This is a genomic window from Bacillus alkalicellulosilyticus (genome assembly GCF_002019795.1).
In the GTDB taxonomy this organism is placed as follows: Bacteria; Bacillota; Bacilli; order Bacillales; family Bacillaceae_F; genus Bacillus_AO; species Bacillus_AO alkalicellulosilyticum.
The window spans coordinates 3,151,697-3,175,106 of record NZ_KV917381.1 but is presented as its reverse complement, the minus strand read 5'-3'; the positions used below and the strand labels follow the sequence as shown (position 1 = coordinate 3,175,106).

The window sequence follows — 23,410 nt, the reverse complement described above, 5'->3', positions numbered from 1 at the left end:
AAAAGGAAGGGTTTATTATGGCTCAGCTTGAAAGTGAACAAAAAACAACAGATGTCCCAAAAAAACCATCCGTATATTCTTTACAATATAAAGAATTAGAGGATTGGTTAAAGGAAAACGGAGAACCAAAATTTAGAGCGAAACAAATTTTTGAATGGTTATATAGTAAGCGTGTCAAGTCAATTGAGGAAATGACAAACCTTTCAAAGGACCTTCGTCAAAAACTAAACGATGCTTTTACATTAACAACATTAAAAATAGTCACTCAACAAACGTCAAGTGATGGAACTGTCAAATTCTTATTTGAGTTACATGACGGCTATTCCATTGAGACGGTCGTGATGCGTCATGAATATGGAAATAGTGTTTGTGTGACGACTCAAGTGGGCTGTCGCATTGGCTGTACATTTTGTGCATCTACATTAGGCGGGTTAAAACGGAATTTAGAGGCTGGCGAAATTGTTGCTCAAGTTTTAGAAGCACAACGCGTTATGGATGAAGAAGACCAGCGAGTTAGCTCTGTTGTTGTCATGGGAATTGGAGAACCGTTTGATAACTATGATGCATTAATGTCATTTTTAAGAACGATCAACCATGACCAAGGATTAAATATAGGAGCCCGTCATATCACGGTATCCACAAGTGGGATTGTACCTTATATTTATAAATTTGCTGATGAGGGCTTGCAAATTAATTTTGCGATTTCATTACATGCTCCAACAACAGAAATTAGAAGTAAACTAATGCCTATTAACAGGGCTTACCCTTTACCGAAATTAATGGAATCGATACAATATTATACAGAAAAAACAGGAAGAAGAATCACGTTTGAGTATGGTTTATTCGGTGGAGTAAACGACCAAGACGAGCATGCACAATTGTTGGCAGAGTTAATTAAAAATATTAAATGCCATGTGAACTTAATTCCTGTAAACTATGTATTAGAAAGAGATTATCAAAGAACACCTAGAGAACAAATATTTCAGTTTGAACGCATCTTAAAGAAAAATGGGATAAATACGACCATTCGTCGTGAGCAAGGTCATGATATTGATGCGGCTTGTGGTCAACTACGAGCTAAGGAGCGTAAAGAGGAGACGAGGTGATGGGAATGCAATATGCATTTAAAACAGATGTAGGTCAAGCAAGACCTCATAATGAGGACAATGGTGGAGTTTTTGTTCGCGACAATATGGTGTTAGCCATTGTCGCGGATGGCATGGGGGGACACCAAGCTGGAGATGTGGCTAGTTGCATGACAAAGACGATTTTAGAGGAAAAATGGCAACAAACTGAAGAAATTACGATCCCTACAGTAGCTGAGGATTGGATTATTGATAAGGTACATATCGTAAATGACCAATTGTTTCAGCATTCACAAGAGAATAAAGAGTGTCAAGGAATGGGAACAACTGTAGTTGCAGCCATTTGTACCAATCAATTTATTACGATTGCTCACATTGGTGATAGTCGAGGATACCTTTTAAATAACAACGGCTTTGTGCAAATTACGGAAGACCATTCTCTAGTTAATGAGCTTGTTCGAAAAGGTCAGATAACAGATGAAGAAGCAGAAAATCATCCACGTAAAAATGTGCTTCTCCGAGCATTAGGAACCGAGCAACAAATTACAGTAGATGTGAAGACGATCGATTGGGATCCAGGAAACTATTTACTACTATGCTCAGATGGACTATCCAATAAATTAATAGACGAAGAGATAAATGACATCTTGTTAAGTGAAAAATCCATTGACGAAAAGGTGAACGAGTTTATTACAATCGCAAACGAACGTGGTGGAGAAGATAATATTACCGTAGCTGTAGTTCATTATACTTCTGCCGACGAAGAGGCTAGGTGTATGAAATGATAGGAAATAGAATTAGCGGTCGATATCAAATTCTAGAAACGGTTGGCGGCGGTGGCATGGCTAACGTGTATAAAGCACATGACGTCATTTTGGACAGGGTTGTAGCCGTTAAAGTACTTCAACCACAATTTTCTGGAGATGAGCAGTTTATTAAAAGATTCCATCGTGAAGCACAAGCAGCAACTAGCTTAGCTCACCCGAATGTTGTAAGCATATATGATGTAGGCGTTGAAGATGATGTTTACTATATTGTGATGGAATATGTAGAAGGTCCGACGTTAAAGGAACTGATTCAACAACGAGGCCCCATCCCTTTAGATGAGACGATTGACATTATGACACAAGTCATGTCAGCCATTGCCCACGCCCATGCCAATCAAATTGTTCATAGAGACATCAAGCCTCATAATATATTAATAAGCACGTCAGGAGAAGTGAAAGTTACTGATTTTGGAATTGCAAGGGCAATGTCTTCAGCCACGATTACCCACACAAATTCTGTGATGGGTTCAGTTCATTATTTATCACCGGAGCAAGCTAGAGGCGGAGTTGTTAATTTAAAATCAGATATCTACTCACTTGGAATCGTATTATATGAAATGGTAACGGGCAAGTTACCCTTTTCAGGAGATACGGCCGTATCGATTGCTATTAAACATCTACAAAGTGATGTTCCTTCAGTCAAACAGTTTAATGCTAGTATGCCTCAAAGCATTGAAAATATTATTAAAAAAGCGACTGCCAAAGACCCATTCCATCGGTATGCCTCTGTGTATGAAATGGAGGAAGACCTTGAAACAGCTCTTGAGCCAAGTCGCTTTAATGAGCCTGTTTTTAGTATTCCAGTTGATGAAGAAGCGACAAAGGCGATGCCAATTATAAGGGATACTAATTTTTCAGCAAAAGATGTAGAAAAAACAATAGAAGCAAAGCAAATTGAAGAACCTACCAAAAATGAACCAAAACCCAAAAAGAAAAAACGATGGGTAAAGGTTACGATAATTACGATTCTATTGTTTTTTGCAATTGTTGTTTCAGCAGCTGCATTTCTACCCAATCTATTAAAAGTAAGTGATGTTGAAGTGATTGATGTAGTGGGAATGGAGTATGAAGAAGCAGAGGCGCTGCTAGAAGAGTTAAATTTGATTGTAGAAAAAGAACTTGTTCCCGATGATGAAATACCTGAAGACGAAGTGATTCGTCAAAATCCAAGAGCCGGTTCGACAGTAAAGGTAAATACAACTGTTACTCTCTATGTCAGTGAAGGAAGGGCATTGGAAGAAATGCCGAACCTTGTGGGATTCCAGAGAAGTAGAGTTGAGCGAATGGTCGATGATTTTGAAGAAATTGAATTTGTTGAAAGAGAAACCAGAGAATATGAACCTGGTATCATCCTTTCGCAAAATCCAGATGCGGGTACACTCCTGATTTTCGAAGAAACAACAGTAACCGTAACGGTAAGTGTTGAACCACAAATTTCACTTGAAAATTTATCAGGTATATCTGAGGAAGCAGCCAGGGAATATTTAAGGTCAGAAGAGCTTATCGGTAAATTTACAAGCGAGTATTCAGAGCAAGTGGCTGAAGGAAGAATTATATCACAGTCGCCAAATCCATTTACTCGTGTAGATCGTGGCGATGAAATACAACTTGTCGTTTCAAAAGGACCAGAGCCAAAGCCTGAAAAAGAGAAAGAAAAAGAAAAAGAAAATAAAAAAGAAGAACCGAAAACAAGGCAACTTGAATCAGTGTTACCAATCCAAGTTGAAGAAAATCAAAAAGAAACAGGCGTTCATATAACCATTCGAACAAATGATGTAAATGGAGAGAAGGTATATGTCGATGAACGAATACATGATTCAAAAACATACCGGATCCCACTCGTAGTCAGTACCGAAAAGGAAGCCAAATACGATCTGTATGTTGATGGCCAACACCGAGGCACATATTCCTACGGATATTAAATCAAACTAGAGAGGGATACTGCAAGCCGCTCTTTGGCTTGCAGTATCCCTCGAAGCGAGAGCGGAGTCGCAGATTGGGTTGAAGGGTGGTTGGAGTGGTTTTTTCTCCAACCAGCCGCCTGCGAACGAAGCCGAGCCCGCAAGCCGCTCTTTGGCTTGCAGTATCCTATAACAAAAAATGGCTTTGCCAATTTTCTTATTTTATTTGAAGAAGTACACTGGCTCGCACGCTACGCGTCAAACAAAAGAACCCCACTTTTGTTTGACTTTGAAAACAGGTAGCGGCTAGGCACAGTGCTTCTAAGAAAATGGCTTTGCCAATTTTATTATATTTTCTTATATCAGGAGGGTTTCATGGAAGGGAAAATCGTGAAAGCGCTGAGCGGATTTTATTACGTCCAAAATGCAGATGGTTTATTTCAATGTCGAGGCCGGGGGAATTTTAGAAAAAGAAAAATAACACCATTAGTGGGAGATTTAGTAGAATTTGACGCAGAAAATGCGACAGACGGCTATATATTAGAAGTGTTTGATCGATTTAATGAAATTGTTCGACCGCCTATCGCCAATGTAGACCAAGCCATTTTGGTGTTCTCTGCCCAAGAGCCCGATTTTAGTCCATTGTTATTAAACCGGTTTCTGGTACATATTGAAGCACATCAGATTGAACCTGTTATTGTAATAAGTAAGGCGGATTTACTATCAGATGATAAAAATAAAGAAATATTCGAATATAAACAGGATTATGAAGATATCGGATATGATGTCATTATCACAAGTACTGTGACAGAAGAGGGCATCGATTCTCTTTTGCCTTATTTTGATGATAAAGTAACGGTTATAGCTGGCCAATCTGGGGTTGGCAAGTCTTCGTTACTCAATTCAATCCGACCAGAATTAAATATAGAAACAAACCAGATTTCTAGTCATCTCGGAAGAGGAAAGCATACGACACGTCATGTTGAATTAATATCCATTGGGACAGGCCTCGTTGCAGATACACCTGGATTTAGTTCCCTTGATTTTACAACAATTGAAGCAGAAGACCTTTCTCTTTGCTTTCCAGAAATGAAAAAGGAAGTAGGAAATTGTAAATTTCGAGGATGTACTCATACGAGTGAGCCAAAATGTGCGGTCAAAGAAGCTCGTGAGAGAGGAGAAATCAAGAGTTACCGTTATGAACATTATCTAGAGTTTTTAGAGGAAATAAAGACTCGGAAACGGAGATATTAATATGATAAAAATTGCACCATCCATATTATCAGCTAACTTTGCTACGTTAGCAAAAGATATTCAGGAGGTGGCTGACGGGGGAGCGGATTATATTCATGTCGATGTGATGGATGGCCATTTTGTCCCTAATATTACGATCGGTCCTCTTGTTGTAGAAGCAATTCGACCAGTCACCGAGCTTCCATTAGATGTGCATTTAATGATTGAAAACCCAGACCAATATATTAAGTCATTTGCTCAAGCAGGAGCTGATATCATATCTGTCCACGTGGAAGCTTGTCCACACTTACATCGAACCATTCAATTAATTCGAGACCACGGAGTAAAAGCAGGTGTTGTTCTCAATCCAGCAACTCCAGTTGATACGATACAACATGTAATTAATGATGTTGATTTAGTACTACTAATGACGGTCAATCCCGGATTTGGTGGACAACGTTTTATTGAAGGAGTCCTACCAAAGATACATGCCGTATCTGAGATGGCCAAGTCAAAAGGATTAGATATTGATATTGAAGTGGACGGCGGAGTTAATAAAGAAACAGCGAAGCGATGTATTGAAGCAGGTGCGAATGTCTTGGTAGCAGGTTCAGCAATTTATAACCGGTCTGACCGTGCTGAAGCAATTAAGGAATTAAGAGGGTAAGACCACATAAAGGTGAATCAAGCTGTTCTAACAAGGAACGGATGTACGAAATATCCTTTTATCAAAGCGACTTTGTCGCTTTTTTCTTTTGGATACGCATATCCTCCAGTTCTATGCATAGTATGGAGTATAGCCAATAAAGACAAGGTGTTTTTCGAAAAATTGGGTACTATTTTATACATAGTGAATATACTAGTATAAACGAGGTATTGTCATCATCCTTCATACTATTTCCGGTGGCAATTTTAGTTTGAGGAGGAGGAACTATGAAATTTTATACGATTAAACTACCTAAGTTCATAGGTGGTTGTGTGAGAGCCATTTTAAGTTCGTTTAAAAAGGGGTAAGAACGATTAAAAAGTGCACCGACTATCAAAGTTCGGTGCACTTTTTTTGGAAGCATGAATTCATTCACTTTCGTTAACACTGAAGCAGACGAAAGTTTTTTGGGGTAATTATACGCGTTCTACTTTGCCAGATTTTAAAGCTCGAGTAGAAACGTAAACGCGTTTAGGTTTGCCGTCAACTAAAATACGCACTTTTTGAACGTTAACTCCCCATTTACGTTTTGATTTATTCATTGCATGTGAACGTTGGTTTCCAGTTCGTCCTGTTTTACCAGTGATATAACATTTGCGTGCCATCTAAGTGCACCTCCTTACTCACGATGAGATGAACGATAGTTGTTTCATCCGAAATCATACTTGAATATCTTAGCATAGCCATAACTAGAATGCAATACTTTCACGAAATTATATCAAGTATTCTTGCTTGACAGAACATTTATTTCTTCATCCTTTAAAAAATCGTAATTATATAGTAAAATTAGCCTTAGTAAATAATGGAGAACCATGCACAAAATATGTAACTACATCTAGTCATCAGTTCATATACTTGAAAAGACAGACTTGATAAGGATTAAGGGGGAAATTGATAATGACAATTGAACTAAGAACACAGATGGGTGTTGTAGATGTATCAAGAGAAGTAGTAGCTACAATTGCAGGTGGCGCAGCTGTCGATTGTTATGGCATTGTTGGAATGGCTTCTCAAAAACAAATCAAAGATGGAATTACAGAATTACTCGGTAAAGAAAACTTTCAACGTGGTGTTGTGATTCGTGAAATTGAGGAAGAAGTACATATTGATATGTATATTATTGTAAGCTACGGTACGAAGATTTCAGAAGTAGCCTATAATGTACAAACTAAAGTAAAGTATCAACTTGAGAAAATGCTTGGGTTAACAGTCAATTCAGTGAACATTTTTGTTCAAGGAGTTCGTGTATCAAACCCGTAAGCTGTTGAGTTAGGAGGAGCGTTTAGTGTCAAATAATGTTATAAATGGACAAACATTAGCTAATATGTTTATAGAGGGTGCAACCAATCTATCCAATCATGCGAAAAGAGTAGATGCACTTAATGTATTCCCTGTTCCAGATGGGGATACAGGTACCAATATGAACCTGTCAATAACATCAGGGGTGAAAGAAGTAAAAAAGACACCTGTAGATAAAGTATCGGTAGTGGCTTCCGCCTTTTCCAAAGGGTTATTAATGGGAGCAAGAGGGAATTCTGGAGTTATTCTTTCCCAGCTTTTCCGTGGGTTTTCAAAATCGCTTGAAGGTAAAGAAGAAGCCAATGGTACGGACTTGGCTACAGCATTCGAACTTGGGGTGTCAACAGCGTATAAAGCGGTCATGAAACCGGTAGAAGGTACGATATTAACGGTGGCTAAGGATAGTGCGAAAGCAGCAACTCGAGCATCGAAACAATCGAATGATGCCATCTATGTGATGGAAGCTGTCTTGAAGGAATCGAAAGCCTCATTAAAACGAACACCAGACTTATTACCTGTTTTAAAAGAAGTCGGTGTAGTTGATTCTGGCGGACAAGGCTTAGTATATATTTATGAAGGATTTCTTGCCATTTTAAAAGGGGAAACGCTTTCAGAATATCAAGAAGACCAACCTTCTATGGAAGAACTTGTTAAATTTGAGCATCACAATGTACAAAGTCAATTATCGACGGATGATATTATTTACGGATACTGTACAGAGGTCATGGTTAAGTTTGAAGAGGACAAACTTACCAATCATCCCTACCAAGAAACGGATTTTCGACAAGAGCTTAGTCATATAGGAGACTCGTTACTAGTTGTTTCAGATGATGAATTACTTAAGATTCATATCCATGCTGAAACACCTGGAGATGTCATTACGAAAGCACAACGCTATGGTAGTCTAATCAATGTGAAAGTTGAAAATATGAGAGAACAACATACGAGTTTACTCGATGAAACAAAAGTGGCTTACCCGGAAACCAAACCAAAACCAAAGGAAAAAAAGAAATTTGGTATCGTAACCGTTTCAATGGGAACTGGAATTGAAGCCCTCTTTAAAGGCTCTGGCGCTGACGTAGTCATCCAAGGTGGACAAACGATGAATCCGAGTACAGAAGACATCGTAAAAGCGATTGAGGAAGTGTATGCAGAAACAGTAATTGTACTTCCAAATAACAGTAATATCATTATGGCAGCAGAGCAAGCTGCAGAGGTTTTTGATGGGGAAGTCATCGTAGTACCATCAAAATCAGTGCCTCAAGGCCTTGCTGCACTTTTAGCCTTTACACCAAGTGGTGATGCACAAACGGTTAAAAAGAACATGACTGATGCTTTAGCTGATGTTAAAACAGGTCTTGTGACATATGCTGTAAGAGATACAAACATCGATGGAATTGATATTAAAAAAGATGACTTTATGGGAATTGCTGAAAAAACAATTGTAAGCTCAGGACCAGAACTCCCAACAGTCGCTAAATTGCTCGTAGACGAGTTAGTCGATGAAGATTCAGAAATCATTACATTAATTTGGGGTGAAGGCGCTTCTGAAGAAACGGCTAATGAACTTGCAGCTTATATTGAAGAAGTAAATGAGGATTGTGAAGTTGAAATTCATGAAGGTAAACAGCCGTTATACTCATATATTTTAGCTGTAGAATAAATGAATCAACAAGATACATGAAAAATATTCCTACCTAACCTTAAGGTAGGAATATTTTTTCGACATAAAGTAGTTGTAAGAAAGAGGTTGGTCTGTTCATAAACTAGCAAGGGGTTCACCATTGTTCTAAAAAAAGGGGGCGTAGAAATGAAGTTCCGTACCGTTTTTGATATTATTGGTCCAGTTATGATAGGTCCTTCAAGTTCACATACAGCTGGAGCAGCACGGATTGGCAGAGTGGCACGAACGTTATTTGGGAAACAACCTGATTGGGCCGTTATCTCATTTTATGGTTCCTTTGCAAAGACGTATAAAGGACATGGAACCGATAGAGCGGTTGTTGGGGGAATACTTGATTTTGACACCTTTGATGAACGAATCATTCAATCATTAGAAATAGCTAAACAACATAATTTAGGAATTACAATCAACGAGGAAGAAGCTATACCAAATCACCCTAATACAGCTAAAATTATTCTTGGAAATGATAAAGAAAAGTTAGAACTCGTTGGTATATCCATCGGTGGAGGCAAAATTGAAATCATTGAGTTAAATGGATTTCAATTACGATTATCTGGGAACCACCCTGCGTTATTAGTAGTACACGATGACAGGTATGGCGTCATAGCGAATGTGTCAAATGTATTAGCGGGTCTCCACATAAATATAGGACATATGGAGGTTTCGCGAAAAGATAAAGGGCAAGAGGCGTTAATGGTCATTGAAGTTGACCAAAATTTAAATGAAGATATCCTGACTAAAATCGGTCAATTGGAACATATCAAAAAAGTGTCAAAAATCCATGACTAAAGGGGGGAAGCCACATGTTTAAAAATGTTGCAGAACTAGTTGAATTAGCCGAGTTACAAAATAAGCTCATTTCAGAAGTGATGATAGAGCAAGAAATCGAAGTGTCAGGAAGAACTAGGGAAGAAATCAGAAAACAAATGCAAGGAAATCTTGATGTAATGGAACAAGCAGTCACAAGAGGAATTACAGACAAAGTTACATCAGTCTCTGGTTTAACAGGTGGAGATGCACTTTTATTGCAACAGTATATAAAAAAAGGAAATATGTTAGCTGGTGACTCCCTTTTACATGCCGTTAGTATGGCGATGGCAACGAATGAAGTAAATGCAGCGATGGGAACCATCTGTGCCACTCCAACGGCGGGTTCAGCAGGTGTTGTTCCCGGAACATTATTCGGGATAAAGGATAAGTTACAACCAACAAGAGAGCAAATGATCGATTATTTATTTACGGCAGGGGCATTTGGATTTGTAGTGGCAAACAATGCATCGATATCAGGGGCGGCAGGTGGCTGTCAAGCTGAAGTAGGCTCTGCTGCAGGGATGGCCGCAGCAGCTGTTGTTCAATTAGCCGGTGGAACACCAAAGCAATCAGCAGAAGCGATGGCAATCGCATTAAAAAATATGCTTGGACTCGTCTGTGACCCTGTGGCTGGGTTAGTAGAGGTCCCATGTGTGAAGAGAAATGCGATAGGTGCTTCTATTGCTATTACTGCTGCAGATATGGCATTGGCGGGAATTACAAGTCGAATTCCCTGTGATGAAGTGATTGATGCCATGTATAAGATAGGGCAAACGATGCCAATTGCATTACGAGAAACAGCAGAAGGAGGGTTAGCGGCGACTCCAACTGGGCGTGAGCTTGAAGCGGAAATCTTTGGAATCCCGCTTGAAAGAAAATGAGTTATTATGATGATGTTTCAGTGATAAGAGGTGTGGGAGAAGAAACAGCTCAACAATTAGCTGTATTAGGAATTCGAACGGTTGCTGACTTAATAGAATACTTTCCTTATCGATATGAAGACTATCAATTAAGGGATATTCATGATATTAAACATGATGAACGAGTAACATTAGCGGGTGTCATTCAAAGTGAACCTGTCACCCGTTTTTTTGGAAAGAAAAAGTCAAAAACAACGATTCGAATTCTTGTCGGAAATATTTTAATTACTGCTGCCATTTTTAATCGGTCCTATGTCAAAAATCAAATGAAATTAGGAGAAACCATTACGTTAACAGGGAAATGGGATCAGCATCGATTAACCGTAACAGTAAGTGAATATAAACTAGGATTACAGAATAGTAATGAATTATCCCCAGTATACTCAGTAGCAGGAAAACTAACGGTGAAACAGTTGCGAAAATTAATATATGAAGCGATAAAACAACATGGGGACGCTATTCCAGAATGGTTGCCAGTTGATGTGTTGGATAAATACAAATTAATGCCTCGAAGAGATGCTATAATCACGCTTCACTATCCGAAGGAATCTGTTCATGTGAAGCAAGCTCGTCGACGTATGGTGTATGAAGAGTTTTTATTATTTCAGTTAAAGATGCAAGCATTCCGTAAAATGTCAAGAGAACAAGCATCAGGAATATCTTATGATATTGATATGAACAAAGTGGATGCTTTTATAGATTCGTTGCCCTTTGAACTAACTAAAGCACAAAAACGTGTGGTTTCTGAAATCTTACAGGATATCTCGTCCCCTCTTCGAATGAACAGGTTGTTGCAAGGGGATGTTGGCTCAGGTAAAACAGCGGTTGCAGCTGTTTGTATGTATGCCGTCATTTCTTCTGGGGCTCAAGCTGCATTGATGGTACCAACAGAAATACTAGCTGAACAACACTTAGATTCATTAACTGAACTGTTAGAACCGTTTGGAGTTTCCGTTACATTATTAACAAGTTCAGTCAAAGGAAAAAAGCGACGTGAGCGTTTAGAAAAACTAGCAACTGGCGAAATCCAAATGATTGTGGGAACCCATGCTCTTATTCAAGAGGAAGTCATTTTTCACAAATTAGGACTAGTTATCACAGATGAACAACATCGCTTTGGTGTGGAACAGCGCAGGGTACTTCGAGATAAAGGCGAACACCCTGATGTCTTATTCATGACCGCAACACCTATTCCACGAACGTTAGCAATTTCGGTATTTGGTGATATGGATGTTTCTGTAATAGACGAGCTTCCTGCAGGAAGAAAACAAATAGAAACGTACTGGGCAAAGCATAATCAGTTAGACCGTGTTTTAAACTTTATTCAAAAGGAATTGCAAAAAGGAAGACAGGCTTATGTTATTTGTCCTCTAATCGAAGAATCGGAGAAACTAGATGTTCAAAATGCAATTGACGTCCACGCTATTCTTCAAAGTCACTATCAAAACTATAAAGTTGGTTTAATGCATGGAAGATTATCTTCAACCGAGAAAGATGAAGTAATGGAGGATTTTAGTACCAATACAACTCAAATTCTCGTATCGACGACAGTAGTTGAAGTCGGCGTAAATGTTCCTAATGCCTCAATTATGGTCATTTATGATGCAGAACGATTTGGCCTTTCGCAACTTCACCAGCTACGAGGTCGTGTGGGACGTGGGGAGTTCCAATCCTATTGTATTTTATTGGCTGACCCGAAATCAGAAGTTGGAAAAGAACGAATGAAAATCATGACGGAAACCAATGATGGCTTTGTGTTGTCAGAAAAAGATTTAGAGTTACGGGGACCTGGAGACTTTTTCGGGCAAAAGCAAAGTGGTCTTCCACATTTTAAATTAGGTGACATCGTTCATGATTTCAGAACTTTAGAGGTAGCCAGACAGGATGCGAGCGAACTCGTGCGAACAAAGGCGTTTTGGGAGGACGGTTCATGGGCATTAATAAGGAATTATTTAAAAGAAAATGGCGTATTTGATGGAGAAAAACTAGATTAAGCTATTGAAATCTAAAAAAATGAAATATATACTACTCTTAGTACCTAGTCATAGATGTGGATGGTGGATAGAATGAAACGGTCGAAAAAAGAACGTCAAACGTTACTTAAGGAATTAATTGAAACCAATCCTTTTGTGACGGATGAAGCATTAGCAAAACAATTTTCGGTAAGTGTCCAGACCATTCGTTTGGACCGAATGGAGCTTTCTATACCGGAGTTGAGAGAGCGAATAAAGGATGTTGCAAAAACAAAGCTTGATGAGGTACGAGCATTGCCGATCGAAGAGGTAATCGGAGAAATCATCGACCTGGACCTTGACCATAGTGCGATTTCAATACTTGATATTGGTCCTGAACATGTTTTTTCACGGACTCAAATCGCTAGAGGACATCATTTGTTCGCTCAAGCCAATTCTTTAGCGGTTGCCATCATTGATGATGAAATGGCTTTAACAGCTAAAGCCACCATTCGGTTTACTCGCCAAGTAAAAGTAAATGAAAGAGTTATTGCAAAGGCAAAAGTAAATAAATTAGACAAAGAACGGACGATTGTTGAAGTGAATAGCTTTGTTGAACAGGAACCTGTATTTTCAGGTCAATTTATTATGTTTCGTTCAAAAAAGAATAATAGATGATTGTAAGGAATCTAAAATCATCTGAAATTAAATTGTACTGGAGATGAATAGCTCTATCATGAGAATTGCAATTGATGTAATGGGAGGAGAAAAGGCTCCGAAAGCACCAGTGGAAGCTGCTATTAACGCAATAAAGAAATTTCCTAACTTGGAAATTACCCTAGTTGGAAAAGAAGAAGAGATTCGCAAATACCTAAGCGATGAAACGAGAATTACAATTATACATACGGATGAAATGATAGAAGATGAAGATGTACCGACAACAGCAGTTCGACGTAAGAAAAATGCTTCTATGGTCTTAACGGTAAAAGAAGTAAAAGAAGGTCGAGCAGATGCCTGTGTTTCAGCGGGGAATACAGGAGCATTAATGACTGCAGGACTTTTGTTGATTGGAAGAATCAATGGAATTGACCGACCAGCACTTGCGCCAATGTTGCCAACATTAAATGGTGAAGGATTTCTGTTATTAGATGTTGGAGCTAATATGGACGCTAAGCCAGAACACCTACTTCAATATGCAATTATGGGTAACATTTATATGAAAATGGTTCGTAAAGTAAGAAAACCAAGAGTCGGTCTCCTAAATGTTGGAACAGAAGAAGGGAAAGGCAACGAGCTGATGAAACAAACTTTCCCTCTCCTTCAAGAAGGCGATTATTATTTCCTTGGTAATATAGAAGCGAGAGATTTATTGGAAGGTGTAGCAGATGTCGTTGTGTGTGATGGTTTCTCTGGAAATCTCGTTTTGAAATCAACAGAGGGAGCAGGAAAAACGTTATTCTCTCTCATTAAACGAGAATTAACGAGTACATTCTTTTCTAAAGTACTAGCAGGTATGCTTAAACCTAGCTTTTTGCGAATTAAGAAAACGATGGATTATACAGAATATGGAGGAGCAGCCCTATTTGGTTTAAAGGCTCCCGTCATTAAATCACATGGTTCTTCTGATGAAAAAGCATTTTATAACACCATCCTGCAAGCAAAGGAAATGGTGGATGAGCAAGTCATAACCACGATAAAAAATGAAGTAGCTAAGTATAACAGTAAAGGAGAATAACAATGGGGAAAACTGCATTTATCTTTCCAGGACAAGGCTCACAGTTTGTTGGAATGGGAAAACAACTCGCCTCTGAAAATGAAAAAGTCGCGGCCATTTTTGCACAAGCAGATGAAAGATTAGGGTATTCATTATCCGATATTATTTTTAATGGGCCTGAAGATGACCTAAAACGAACAGAACATACCCAACCTGCGTTACTTACGATGAGTACAGCGGTTTTAACAGCATTGCAATCCTACGACATTACACCTGATTATGTAGCGGGTCACAGCCTAGGTGAATATAGTGCTCTTGTTTGTGCCAATGCTCTCACTTATTCAGATGCCGTGTATACCGTTCGTCAACGAGGTTTGTTTATGGAAGAAGCGGTTCCAACAGGTGAAGGAGCAATGGCAGCCATCCTTGGAATGGAACGTGAGGACTTACAGGGAATTACGGAAGAAGTAAGTAATTCTGTCGCTAGTGTAGAATTGGCGAACTTAAATTGTCCTGGACAAATTGTTATTAGTGGAACGGCAGAGGGTGTCGAAGCGGCTTCAGCAAAAGCGAAAGAAAATGGAGCAAAGAGAGTCATTCCTCTTCAAGTAAGTGGGCCTTTTCATTCAAGTTTAATGAAACCTGCTGCAGAAAAACTTAGCGATGTGCTTCAATCTGTTACCATTAATGATGCCACTGTTCCAGTGATTGCAAATGTGACAGCATCTGAGATTACATTTGCAACAGATATAAAAGAAAAACTAGTAGAACAAGTATATTCTCCTGTGTTATGGGAGGACAGCGTTCGAAAAATGCTTGACCTAGGAGTAGACACTTTTGTTGAAATAGGGGCAGGAAACGTACTTAGTGGACTGGTGAGAAAAGTACAGCGTCGAGTGAATGTGTTTTCAATAAGCGATAGTGAATCATTACAAAAATTCATTGAAGGAAGGTGATTACTATGTTACAAGGAAAAACAGCTTTAGTAACCGGGGCCTCTCGCGGAATTGGTCGCTCTGTGGCATTAGAATTAGCCAAACAAGGAGCTAATGTTGTCGTAAATTACGCTGGTAGTCAGGCAAAAGCAGAAGCGGTTGTTGCAGAAATTAAAGAGCTTGGTGTCGATGGATTTGCCATTCAAGCAGATGTCGCAAACAGTGAAGATGTTCAAGCAATGGTAAAAGAAGTGATTTCAACTTTTGGTTCTTTGGATATACTAGTAAATAATGCAGGAATTACTCGAGATACATTAGTGATGCGAATGAAAGAAGAAGATTGGGATGCCGTTATTAATACCAATCTAAAAGGTGTATTTTTATGTTCAAAAGCAGTGATGCGTCAAATGATGAAACAACGTTCTGGAAAAATCATTAATGTAGCATCTGTAGTCGGTGTGTTAGGAAACGCGGGTCAAGCGAATTATGTAGCAGCTAAAGCGGGAGTTATTGGATTAACCAAATCTTTAGCTCGAGAGTTAGCAAACCGAAACATCCAAGTTAATGCTATTGCGCCTGGGTTTATTGAAACAGATATGACGGATCAATTACCGGAAGATGTAAAAACAGAGTTACTAAAACAGATTCCATTAGGCACTCTCGGACAACCAGAACATATTGCTCGTGTCATCCGTTTTCTTGCCTCAGAAGATGCAGCTTATATGACGGGTCAAACCCTTCATGTTGACGGTGGGATGGTTATGCCATAAAGTATAGATATTTCCAAGAAAATCCCCTATAATGTCAGAAGGGGAGCTAGACAAATTATCCAACCTTTGAGAGGAGGTGAATGGGAGATGGCAGAAACTTTAACGCGTGTTACAAAAATCATTGTTGACCGACTAGGAGTAGAGGAAGCAGAAGTAAAGCTAGAATCTTCTTTCAAGGATGATTTAGGAGCTGATTCATTAGACGTAGTTGAACTAGTTATGGAGTTAGAAGACGAGTTTGACTTAGAAATCTCTGATGAGGACGCAGAAAAAATCTCAACGGTACAAGATGTAGTGAGCTACATAGAAAGCCAACAATAGTTTGATATTATTCCCATATGGGGTATATGGGGCAAGTCCCATGCACGAAGGTGGGACTTGCTTTCATTTAATAAAAGCGCCTTTGTCGTTTTGATTAAATGAAAAATAATGCATGCTCATAGACATAGATGTCTTGTAAGCATGTTTAGGAGGGGCGATGGTTTCGCTCACTGCTCGTACTAAAGCACTTTTTCAAAAGAAGGCAGTGACTTCGCACATCGCAAGTAATCAAAGACCGCTTTGCGGTTTTTCTTAAGAAAATTTGAATTGAAAGGTTCGGTTTACATGCCACACTCTTCAAGAAACTATCGCAAACGCTATGTCCCTGGTCAATATGACCGAAAGCACAAATCTAAAAAAGTGACGCTAACAGAAGCCCAAAAAGAAAATTTCAGACAACTTGAGGCTGACCTTGAAGTTACGTTTCATGACCATAAATTACTAGTCCAATCATTTACCCATTCATCCTATGTGAATGAGCATCGTATTAATTCTTGCAAGGATAATGAAAGGTTAGAATTTTTAGGAGATGCTGTCTTGGAATTAGCAGTATCACAATATTTATACAAAAATTATGAGGCAATGACAGAAGGAGATATGACGAAGCTTAGAGCTGCGATTGTTTGTGAAGCTTCGTTAGCCAATATGGCGAGCGAGTTAGGGTTCGGTAAACTAGTTCTTCTTGGAAAAGGAGAAGAAATGACTGGTGGTAGACGTCGCCCTGCTCTATTAGCTGATATTTTTGAGTCGTTTATTGGTGCATTATACCTTGATCATGATTTGGATGCTGTTTACGATTTCTTAAATCGGACCATTTACCCTAAAATCAACGATGGTGCTTTTTCTCATATGATGGATTTCAAGAGTCAACTTCAAGAGTTTGTTCAACGAGATAATATTGGTCAAATACAATATGAAATTGTACAAGAACGAGGCCCTGCGCATAGCCGGGAATTTGTCTCGGAGGTATTATTAAATCAACAAATCCTAGGTGTTGGAATCGGGCGATCCAAAAAAGAGGCAGAACAACATGCGGCACAACAAGCGTTATTAAAATTAAGTGAAGAGATTCAATAGAACAAACCCACAATGGACAATCACATTGTGGGTTTGTTTATTGTTTTTATCGATGTATCTATCTAAAAAATTTTAGAAATTCATAGAAACCCTGCAGGAAGACTCAGGGGAGAGCAAGGGCTTCGCACACTGCGCGTGTTTTACAAGAAAGGCACTTGTAAAACACTTTAAAAAAGGCAGTAGCTACGCTCCTTGCTTCTAAAAAAGGGCGACTTTGTCGCTTTTTTTATCGAAACGAGGGTTTTTGTAAGGCACATGGGGAAATCTGGATATCTGGCACATATAAAATAAGCTTTCGTAAGAAATAACAAGACTCAGGAAAATGGTGCTCTAGAAATCGTAGGTTTGTTTGGTTTAATACAGAATCACTTTTAAACAGTGTAACGATTGAGAGTACAAACTCATTTAAATCATGCACAGATTGAGCCACTTCTTTTGCAAAGCGTTGTTCAATGGGTGACCCACTTGGAATAAAACGAAGATAGCTTTTGATAGATTTGTTTTTTAACATATGAGCTTGGAACTGTTGCTTGTAGAGTTCAGTCTTTTGAACCAGAGCAAGTTCAACGCCATCAAGAGCGCGAACGAGTAAGGCCGCATGACCCACTTGGTCTTCGAGCCATAAATCCATTAACGCATCTAATCGTAATAAGGGAGGATTTTTTCCTTCTTTATAATACGAGAGAAGACGCAAATATTCTTCATTTTCATTTAACGTTCCATTTAAATAAGTTGGGGGTAAATTAAGATTTACTTCATTAAAAACTCGGAGTTGTTGGATATGCCCTTCAAACTTATAATACCCTAGAGCATAAGGCTCAATTAGGTGAGCAATCTGTATCATTTCGTTAGAATCAAGTGGAGACGTTGATGGGATGGTTTGAAGTTGCTGTTGAAGCTGTTGAAAACTCGTGATATACTGCTTTGCCATATCAATCCATTTGGTTTCTGAAGGGGCAAGAAAATCATGAATAAAATGAGCATGGTCTTCAAGGATTTCTAACCAAAATTGATGTTCTTCCCATACGCTTATTTCTAAATTTGAGTTTAACATGTCCCATCCCTCTCTTTAATTATGCTTCTCTAATCTATGTAGGATTTATCTTAAATAGAATAGAAACATGAGATGAATTGAGGAATGAGGACAAGAGCTAAACAAATCTTTTTACAGTAATTATACTTTACGAAGTTTACTTAATTCAGTAATAATCGCATCAAGCTCACGTACCGAGACACTGTTTTGACGCATAACCATCGAATAGATATCATGAATATCATCATAATGTTTGACATCAAATCCTTCTGGTCGAATAGCGCCACCATTAACGACTTGAAGCTTTTTTTTAATTTCTTCAATCATATAATAGAGGTTTTCTTCCGTTTTCACTGTTAAATCCAATGCTACTCACCCTTTCTATTTTGTAGTAACTCATTGAGATAACGTTTTTCTTTACTCCTTTATATGATAAAATAGGTTAGTTAGGATTACAAGGTAGGGAGGAAAAAAGGATGTTCCTCAAGCGATTAGAGGTCATTGGTTTTAAATCATTCGCTGAACGAATGACAATAGAATTTGATAAAGGGGTTACGGCTGTTGTTGGCCCGAATGGAAGTGGGAAAAGTAATATTTCTGACGGCGTTCGCTGGGTTTTAGGTGAACAATCAGCTAAATCATTACGTGGCTCTAAAATGGAGGACATCATCTTTGCCGGTAGTGATTCTCGTAAACCGTTAAATTTTGCAGAAATATCCCTTGTTTTAGATAATGAGGACCAATATATACCAATAGATTATACGGAAGTAAGTATCACTCGACGGGTATACCGTACGGGCGATAGTGAGTATTTTATCAATAAGCAATCATGCCGACTAAAAGATATTGTTGATCTATTTCTAGATTCCGGATTAGGAAAAGAAGCATACTCAATTATTGGACAAGGAAAGGTCGAGGAAATCCTTAGTAGTAAAGGAGAAGACCGCCGTGTGATTTTTGAGGAGGCTGCAGGAGTTCTAAAGTATAAAACAAGAAAAATAAAAGCGGAACGAAAATTAGCCGAAACTCAAGAAAATTTATACCGTGTAGAAGATATTATTCATGAGCTTGAAGGCCAGGTGGAACCATTACAAATACAAGCTTCCATTGCTAAAGATTTTTTAGAAAAAAAGGAAGAGCTCCAAAAGGTTGATGTTGCATTAATTGTTCAAGAAATAACGGACTTACATCATGATTGGACGGAACAAAAGCAAACCATTGAACGACTTGAACAACAGCATAATTCTCTCTCTCAAGAAGTAGCTAAATCCGAACAAGAAATTGATTTGATGAGAACAGCCATGAAAGAACTAGATGAGGGTATGAATGAGAATCAAGACATCCTTTTAGAGATTAGTGCAGAGCTTGAAAAGAGTGAAGGGCAAAAAGAAGTTCTCAAAGAGAGAAAGAAAAACTTCTCAGCGAATAGAGAACAACTTGTAAAGCAAGTAGAAGAGTTAAAAGCAAAAAAAGGAAACTATCAACAACTTTTATCTAAAGAACAAGAAAAATTACAGCAGATAGAAGCGCTAGTTCTCAACTTAAAAAACGACATGAACTCCAAACAACAAAACTTAAGTGTTGCAGCTGAAGATTTAGAGAAGGAACTAGACCGACTGAAGTCAGATTACATAGAGGTGTTAAATGAGCAAGCCTCTACACGGAATGAAAATCGGTATGTTGAAGAGCAACTGCAACAAACAAAAATCAAAAGTGAACGACTAATTGAAAACAACGAAGGCTTACTTCAGTCAAGACAAAGCATTAGTGAAGAAAAAGAAAAACTAGTGAAGCTCGTTCAACAAAAAAGCAAGGACCTCGAAGAAAAGGTTTCAAAATTCAGATCGATGCAAGTCAAGCTTGAACAACAAAAGAATGAGTACCAAAAGAAGCAAACGCAACTATATGAAGCGTACCATCTATTGCAACAAGTTCGGTCAAGAAAAGAAGTATTAGAAGAGATGCAAACAGACTTTTCTGGCTTTTTCCAAGGCGTTAAAGAAGTTTTAAAAGCTAGAGGAAATCAATTATCCGGAATTATCGGAGCCATCGCTGAATTAATTAGTGTACCAAAACAATATGAAACAGCGATTGAAATCGCGTTAGGTGGGGCAACACAACATGTTGTCGTAAATAGTGAAGCATCTGCACGTCAAGCCATTCAATTTTTAAAGAAAAATAGATATGGCCGATCTACGTTTTTGCCATTACCTGTTATTAAGGGCAGATCTATCTCACCTCATGTACTTCAGTCCATTCAAGGACATCGTGAATTTGTTGGTGTCGCATCAGAACTTGTAACCTATGAAAAAACATACGAACAAGTGATGTCTAATCTTCTAGGTCATGTGCTTATTGCTTCATCACTAGAAGGCGCAAATGAAATCGCACGAATCACTGGGTACAAGCATCGAATTGTCACAACTGAAGGCGATGTGATTAACCCGGGAGGAGCAATGACTGGGGGTTCTGTTAAAAAAAATACGACCCCATTACTTGGAAGACAGCGAGAATTAGAAGGTTTGTCGGAAAAGCTTGCATCGATGGAGGAAACGACAACCAAGCTTGAGGGTGTAGTAAAACAACTTAAACAGACGGTTCAAGCCAATGAAGAAGAACTTGAACAACTTAGAGAGCAAGGGGAACAAGCAAGAAATACAGAACAACAACAAAAGTCAAAATTACGTGAAGTTGAACTAGAAGAGAAGAACATAAATGAAAGACTCGCCTTATTTGACCGTGAACAAACTAGCTATAGACAAGAAATGAAACGATTAGAAGAGCGACTTCATGAACTTAAAGAGGTTGCCATTCAATTAACACATAAAGCAGAACAGCTTGAACATCAAGTAGAAGACATTGAAGAAAAACGTAAATCTCAACAATCTTCAAAAGAAACGCTTCAGGCTGAAGTGATGAATATGAAGATAGAGTTGGCAAAAGAAGAGGAACGCTTAGCAAACCAGACTCAAACTGTCGAGCGATTACGTGAGGAAGAGAGAATCCTCAAAGAAAACTTGCAAGAGACAGAAGAGAATTTCTGGTTATTAGAGAATGAAGCCTCAAAGAATTCTTCAGGTGAAGAAACAATTGATGAAAAAATTGACCGACACCGGAAGAAAAAAGATGAATTGCTCTCTATTATTCGTGACAAGCGAGAAGAACGACGAAAAATAGAACAAGAAATATCAGTACTTGAACAAGAGGGCAAACGTTCAAAAAGTCATTTAAAGCTAGTTGTGAATGAAATGCATGAAAAAGAAGTGAAAGTAACACGTCTTGATGTGGAGTTAGATAACCGACTGACGATGTTACGTGAAGAATATGAGCTAAGCTATGAACTTGCTAAAGAGCAATTTCCACTTATGATGCCGATTGAAGAAGCACGAACGAAAGTAAAGCTGATAAAACTTGCGATCGAGGAGCTAGGTACCGTAAACTTAGGGGCAATTGAAGAATATGAAAGAGTCAACGAAAGGTTTCAATTTTTACAAGCTCAGCAACAGGATTTAGTAGACGCCAAAAATACGCTTTACTCCGTTATCAAAGAAATGGATGAAGAGATGTCTAAGCGCTTTAGTGAATCATTTGAGCAAATTAAAGCCCATTTTCAAGTGGTCTTTAAAGAACTCTTCGGTGGCGGTGAGGCTGATTTAGTGCTTACAGACCCAGAAAACTTATTATCCACAGGGGTTGATATTCTAGCGAGACCTCCAGGAAAAAAGTTACAGCATCTTGCGTTGTTATCTGGGGGAGAACGAGCTCTTACAGCAATCGCCTTACTATTTGCGATACTCAAAGTAAGACCAGTTCCATTCTGTGTACTTGATGAGGTGGAAGCTGCTTTAGACGAAGCGAATGTAAGTCGATTTGCTCGATATTTAAAGGTATTTAGTGGAGAGACACAATTTATTGTTATTACTCACCGAAAAGGTACAATGGAAGAAGCCGATGCTCTGTATGGTGTAACCATGCAAGAGTCAGGTGTATCTCGTATGGTTTCTGTTCGATTAGAAGATTCAAAGGAATTTGTAGAAAGTTCATAATATGTTGGAGGCGAAACGATGAGTTTTTTTAAGAAGCTAAAGGAAAAGATTACACAACAAACAGATACGGTAACAGACAAGTTTAAATCTGGTTTAGAAAAGACAAGAGATTCGTTTGTAGGAAAAATGAATCAATTAGTTGCCCGATATCGTACGGTTGATGAAGATTTTTTTGAAGAGCTAGAAGAGCTATTAATTAGCTCTGATGTTGGCGTCGCCACGGTCATGGAATTAATTGATGAAATTAAAGATGAAGTGAAACTAAAAAATATAAAAAACACAGAAGACATCCAGCCCGTTATATCTGAAAAACTAGCCGGCCTACTCGAAAAAGATGGCGATGATACAAGTCTAAACATGCAAGAAGGTATGACTGTAATTTTATTTGTTGGTGTAAACGGAGTTGGGAAAACGACTACTATCGGAAAGATGGCGCACATGTTAAAAGAAGAAGGCAAAAAAGTACTTCTTGCAGCAGGAGACACGTTTAGAGCAGGTGCGATTGAACAACTTGAAGTGTGGGGTGAGCGTGTAGGAGTCGATGTCATTAAACAACAAGCGGGCAGTGACCCAGCAGCCGTGATGTTTGACGCCGTCCAAGCCGCTAAATCGAGAGAAGTTGATGTGTTGTTATGTGACACAGCCGGACGTCTTCAAAACAAAGTGAATTTAATGAAAGAGCTTGAGAAGGTTAAAAAAGTGATTGAACGAGAAATTCCAGGTGCCCCTCATGAAGTACTTCTTGTCCTAGATGCGACAACTGGACAAAATGCTATGACTCAAGCAAAAACATTTGGTGAAGCGACAGATGTATCAGGAATTGTGTTAACGAAATTAGACGGTACAGCCAAGGGTGGAATCGTTCTAGCCATTCGAAATGAATTAGACATTCCAGTAAAATTTGTTGGACTGGGTGAACAAATGGACGACCTTCAACCATTTGATGCAGAGCAATTTGTGTATGGTTTATTCAAAGATATTCTTGAAGCCGCTGAAGAGGAAGAAGAAACGGAAAAAGAGACTTAAATTCGTGGTTAAGACGTTCGGGTGGAAACTCGGACGTTTTTCTTTTGAATTCAATTCATAAAAGAGCCTTA

22 protein-coding genes are annotated in these 23,410 nt (G+C 38.7%); 19 read left to right on the top strand and 3 right to left on the bottom strand.

Annotated elements, in window-relative coordinates; genetic code table 11:
- The first annotated feature begins 17 nt into the window (after window positions 1-17).
- From rlmN to spoVM, 6 genes are all read left to right on the top strand, one after another.
- The gene (gene rlmN, locus BK585_RS15955) at window positions 18-1,106 is read left to right on the top strand and encodes a dual-specificity RNA methyltransferase RlmN (protein ID WP_078554764.1); all 1,089 of its coding nucleotides are present in this window, start codon (window positions 18-20) and stop codon (window positions 1,104-1,106) included.
- A gap of 5 nt (window positions 1,107-1,111) precedes the next feature.
- On the top strand, window positions 1,112-1,870 hold the full coding sequence (locus tag BK585_RS15950; protein ID WP_078556850.1) for a Stp1/IreP family PP2C-type Ser/Thr phosphatase: 759 nt from the start codon (window positions 1,112-1,114) through the stop codon (window positions 1,868-1,870).
- Window positions 1,867-3,834 carry a Stk1 family PASTA domain-containing Ser/Thr kinase gene (gene pknB / locus BK585_RS15945; RefSeq protein WP_078556848.1) on the top strand — a complete coding sequence of 656 codons (1,968 nt, stop codon included), beginning with the start codon at window positions 1,867-1,869 and terminating at the stop codon, window positions 3,832-3,834. The genes BK585_RS15950 and pknB overlap by 4 nt, the downstream gene beginning before the upstream one ends.
- A 354-nt stretch (window positions 3,835-4,188) precedes the next feature.
- Window positions 4,189-5,067: a ribosome small subunit-dependent GTPase A gene (gene rsgA, locus BK585_RS15940; protein WP_078554762.1), complete on the top strand. Its 879-nt coding sequence runs from the start codon at window positions 4,189-4,191 to the stop codon at window positions 5,065-5,067.
- Between the two features lies 1 nt (window position 5,068).
- Window positions 5,069-5,713 (top strand): ribulose-phosphate 3-epimerase, encoded by a 645-nt coding sequence (gene rpe, locus BK585_RS15935; protein WP_078554760.1) that lies wholly within the window; start codon window positions 5,069-5,071, stop codon window positions 5,711-5,713.
- A gap of 266 nt (window positions 5,714-5,979) precedes the next feature.
- Window positions 5,980-6,060, top strand: coding sequence for a stage V sporulation protein SpoVM (gene spoVM, locus BK585_RS15930; RefSeq protein WP_078554758.1), 81 nt, complete (start codon window positions 5,980-5,982; stop codon window positions 6,058-6,060).
- A gap of 108 nt (window positions 6,061-6,168) precedes the next feature.
- Here spoVM and rpmB read toward each other — a convergent pair whose 3' ends face one another.
- Window positions 6,169-6,357: a 50S ribosomal protein L28 gene (rpmB, locus tag BK585_RS15925; RefSeq protein WP_078554757.1), complete on the bottom strand. Its 189-nt coding sequence runs from the start codon at window positions 6,355-6,357 to the stop codon at window positions 6,169-6,171.
- Window positions 6,358-6,649: 292 nt separating this feature from the next.
- Here rpmB and BK585_RS15920 point away from each other — a divergent pair, with 292 nt between their 5' ends.
- From BK585_RS15920 to rnc, 11 genes are all read left to right on the top strand, one after another.
- Window positions 6,650-7,012 carry an Asp23/Gls24 family envelope stress response protein gene (locus BK585_RS15920; RefSeq protein ID WP_078554756.1) on the top strand — a complete coding sequence of 121 codons (363 nt, stop codon included), beginning with the start codon at window positions 6,650-6,652 and terminating at the stop codon, window positions 7,010-7,012.
- Window positions 7,013-7,037: 25 nt separating this feature from the next.
- A complete protein-coding gene (locus BK585_RS15915; protein WP_078554754.1) occupies window positions 7,038-8,714 on the top strand; it encodes a DAK2 domain-containing protein in 1,677 nt (558 codons plus the stop codon).
- A gap of 147 nt (window positions 8,715-8,861) precedes the next feature.
- A complete protein-coding gene (gene sdaAB, locus BK585_RS15910; RefSeq protein WP_078554752.1) occupies window positions 8,862-9,524 on the top strand; it encodes an L-serine ammonia-lyase, iron-sulfur-dependent subunit beta in 663 nt (220 codons plus the stop codon).
- 14 nt (window positions 9,525-9,538) lie between these two features.
- The gene (sdaAA, locus tag BK585_RS15905; protein ID WP_078554750.1) at window positions 9,539-10,426 is read left to right on the top strand and encodes an L-serine ammonia-lyase, iron-sulfur-dependent, subunit alpha; all 888 of its coding nucleotides are present in this window, start codon (window positions 9,539-9,541) and stop codon (window positions 10,424-10,426) included.
- Entirely contained in the window at window positions 10,423-12,459 is a 2,037-nt protein-coding gene (recG, locus tag BK585_RS15900) for an ATP-dependent DNA helicase RecG (RefSeq protein ID WP_078554748.1), read from the top strand. Before sdaAA ends, recG begins: the two co-directional genes overlap by 4 nt.
- 72 nt (window positions 12,460-12,531) lie before the next feature.
- On the top strand, window positions 12,532-13,095 hold the full coding sequence (gene fapR, locus BK585_RS15895; RefSeq protein ID WP_078554746.1) for a transcription factor FapR: 564 nt from the start codon (window positions 12,532-12,534) through the stop codon (window positions 13,093-13,095).
- Window positions 13,096-13,153: 58 nt separating this feature from the next.
- Window positions 13,154-14,152, top strand: coding sequence for a phosphate acyltransferase PlsX (gene plsX / locus BK585_RS15890; protein WP_078554744.1), 999 nt, complete (start codon window positions 13,154-13,156; stop codon window positions 14,150-14,152).
- 2 nt (window positions 14,153-14,154) lie between these two features.
- Window positions 14,155-15,087, top strand: a complete 933-nt coding sequence (gene fabD, locus BK585_RS15885; protein WP_078554742.1) for an ACP S-malonyltransferase — start codon at window positions 14,155-14,157, stop codon at window positions 15,085-15,087.
- Between the two features lie 5 nt (window positions 15,088-15,092).
- On the top strand, window positions 15,093-15,836 hold the full coding sequence (fabG, locus tag BK585_RS15880; protein ID WP_078554740.1) for a 3-oxoacyl-ACP reductase FabG: 744 nt from the start codon (window positions 15,093-15,095) through the stop codon (window positions 15,834-15,836).
- An 87-nt stretch (window positions 15,837-15,923) separates the two neighbouring features.
- The gene (acpP, locus tag BK585_RS15875; RefSeq protein ID WP_078554738.1) at window positions 15,924-16,157 is read left to right on the top strand and encodes an acyl carrier protein; all 234 of its coding nucleotides are present in this window, start codon (window positions 15,924-15,926) and stop codon (window positions 16,155-16,157) included.
- 285 nt (window positions 16,158-16,442) lie between these two features.
- Entirely contained in the window at window positions 16,443-17,234 is a 792-nt protein-coding gene (gene rnc, locus BK585_RS15870) for a ribonuclease III (RefSeq protein ID WP_078554736.1), read from the top strand.
- A 226-nt stretch (window positions 17,235-17,460) separates the two neighbouring features.
- Here the strand turns inward: rnc and BK585_RS15865 are convergent, their stop codons facing one another.
- Together BK585_RS15865 and BK585_RS15860 are read right to left on the bottom strand one after the other, a co-directional pair.
- On the bottom strand, window positions 17,461-18,288 hold the full coding sequence (locus BK585_RS15865; protein WP_078554734.1) for a DUF2935 domain-containing protein: 828 nt from the start codon (window positions 18,286-18,288) through the stop codon (window positions 17,461-17,463).
- Window positions 18,289-18,408: 120 nt separating this feature from the next.
- Window positions 18,409-18,633, bottom strand: a complete 225-nt coding sequence (locus BK585_RS15860) for a DUF1128 domain-containing protein (protein WP_078554732.1) — start codon at window positions 18,631-18,633, stop codon at window positions 18,409-18,411.
- A 110-nt stretch (window positions 18,634-18,743) separates the two neighbouring features.
- Here BK585_RS15860 and smc point away from each other — a divergent pair, with 110 nt between their 5' ends.
- Together smc and ftsY are read left to right on the top strand one after the other, a co-directional pair.
- Complete coding sequence (gene smc, locus BK585_RS15855; protein WP_078554730.1) at window positions 18,744-22,313, top strand: chromosome segregation protein SMC; 3,570 nt, start codon at window positions 18,744-18,746, stop codon at window positions 22,311-22,313.
- An 18-nt stretch (window positions 22,314-22,331) separates the two neighbouring features.
- Window positions 22,332-23,339 carry a signal recognition particle-docking protein FtsY gene (gene ftsY, locus BK585_RS15850; protein ID WP_078554728.1) on the top strand — a complete coding sequence of 336 codons (1,008 nt, stop codon included), beginning with the start codon at window positions 22,332-22,334 and terminating at the stop codon, window positions 23,337-23,339.
- Window positions 23,340-23,410 lie beyond the last annotated feature (71 nt).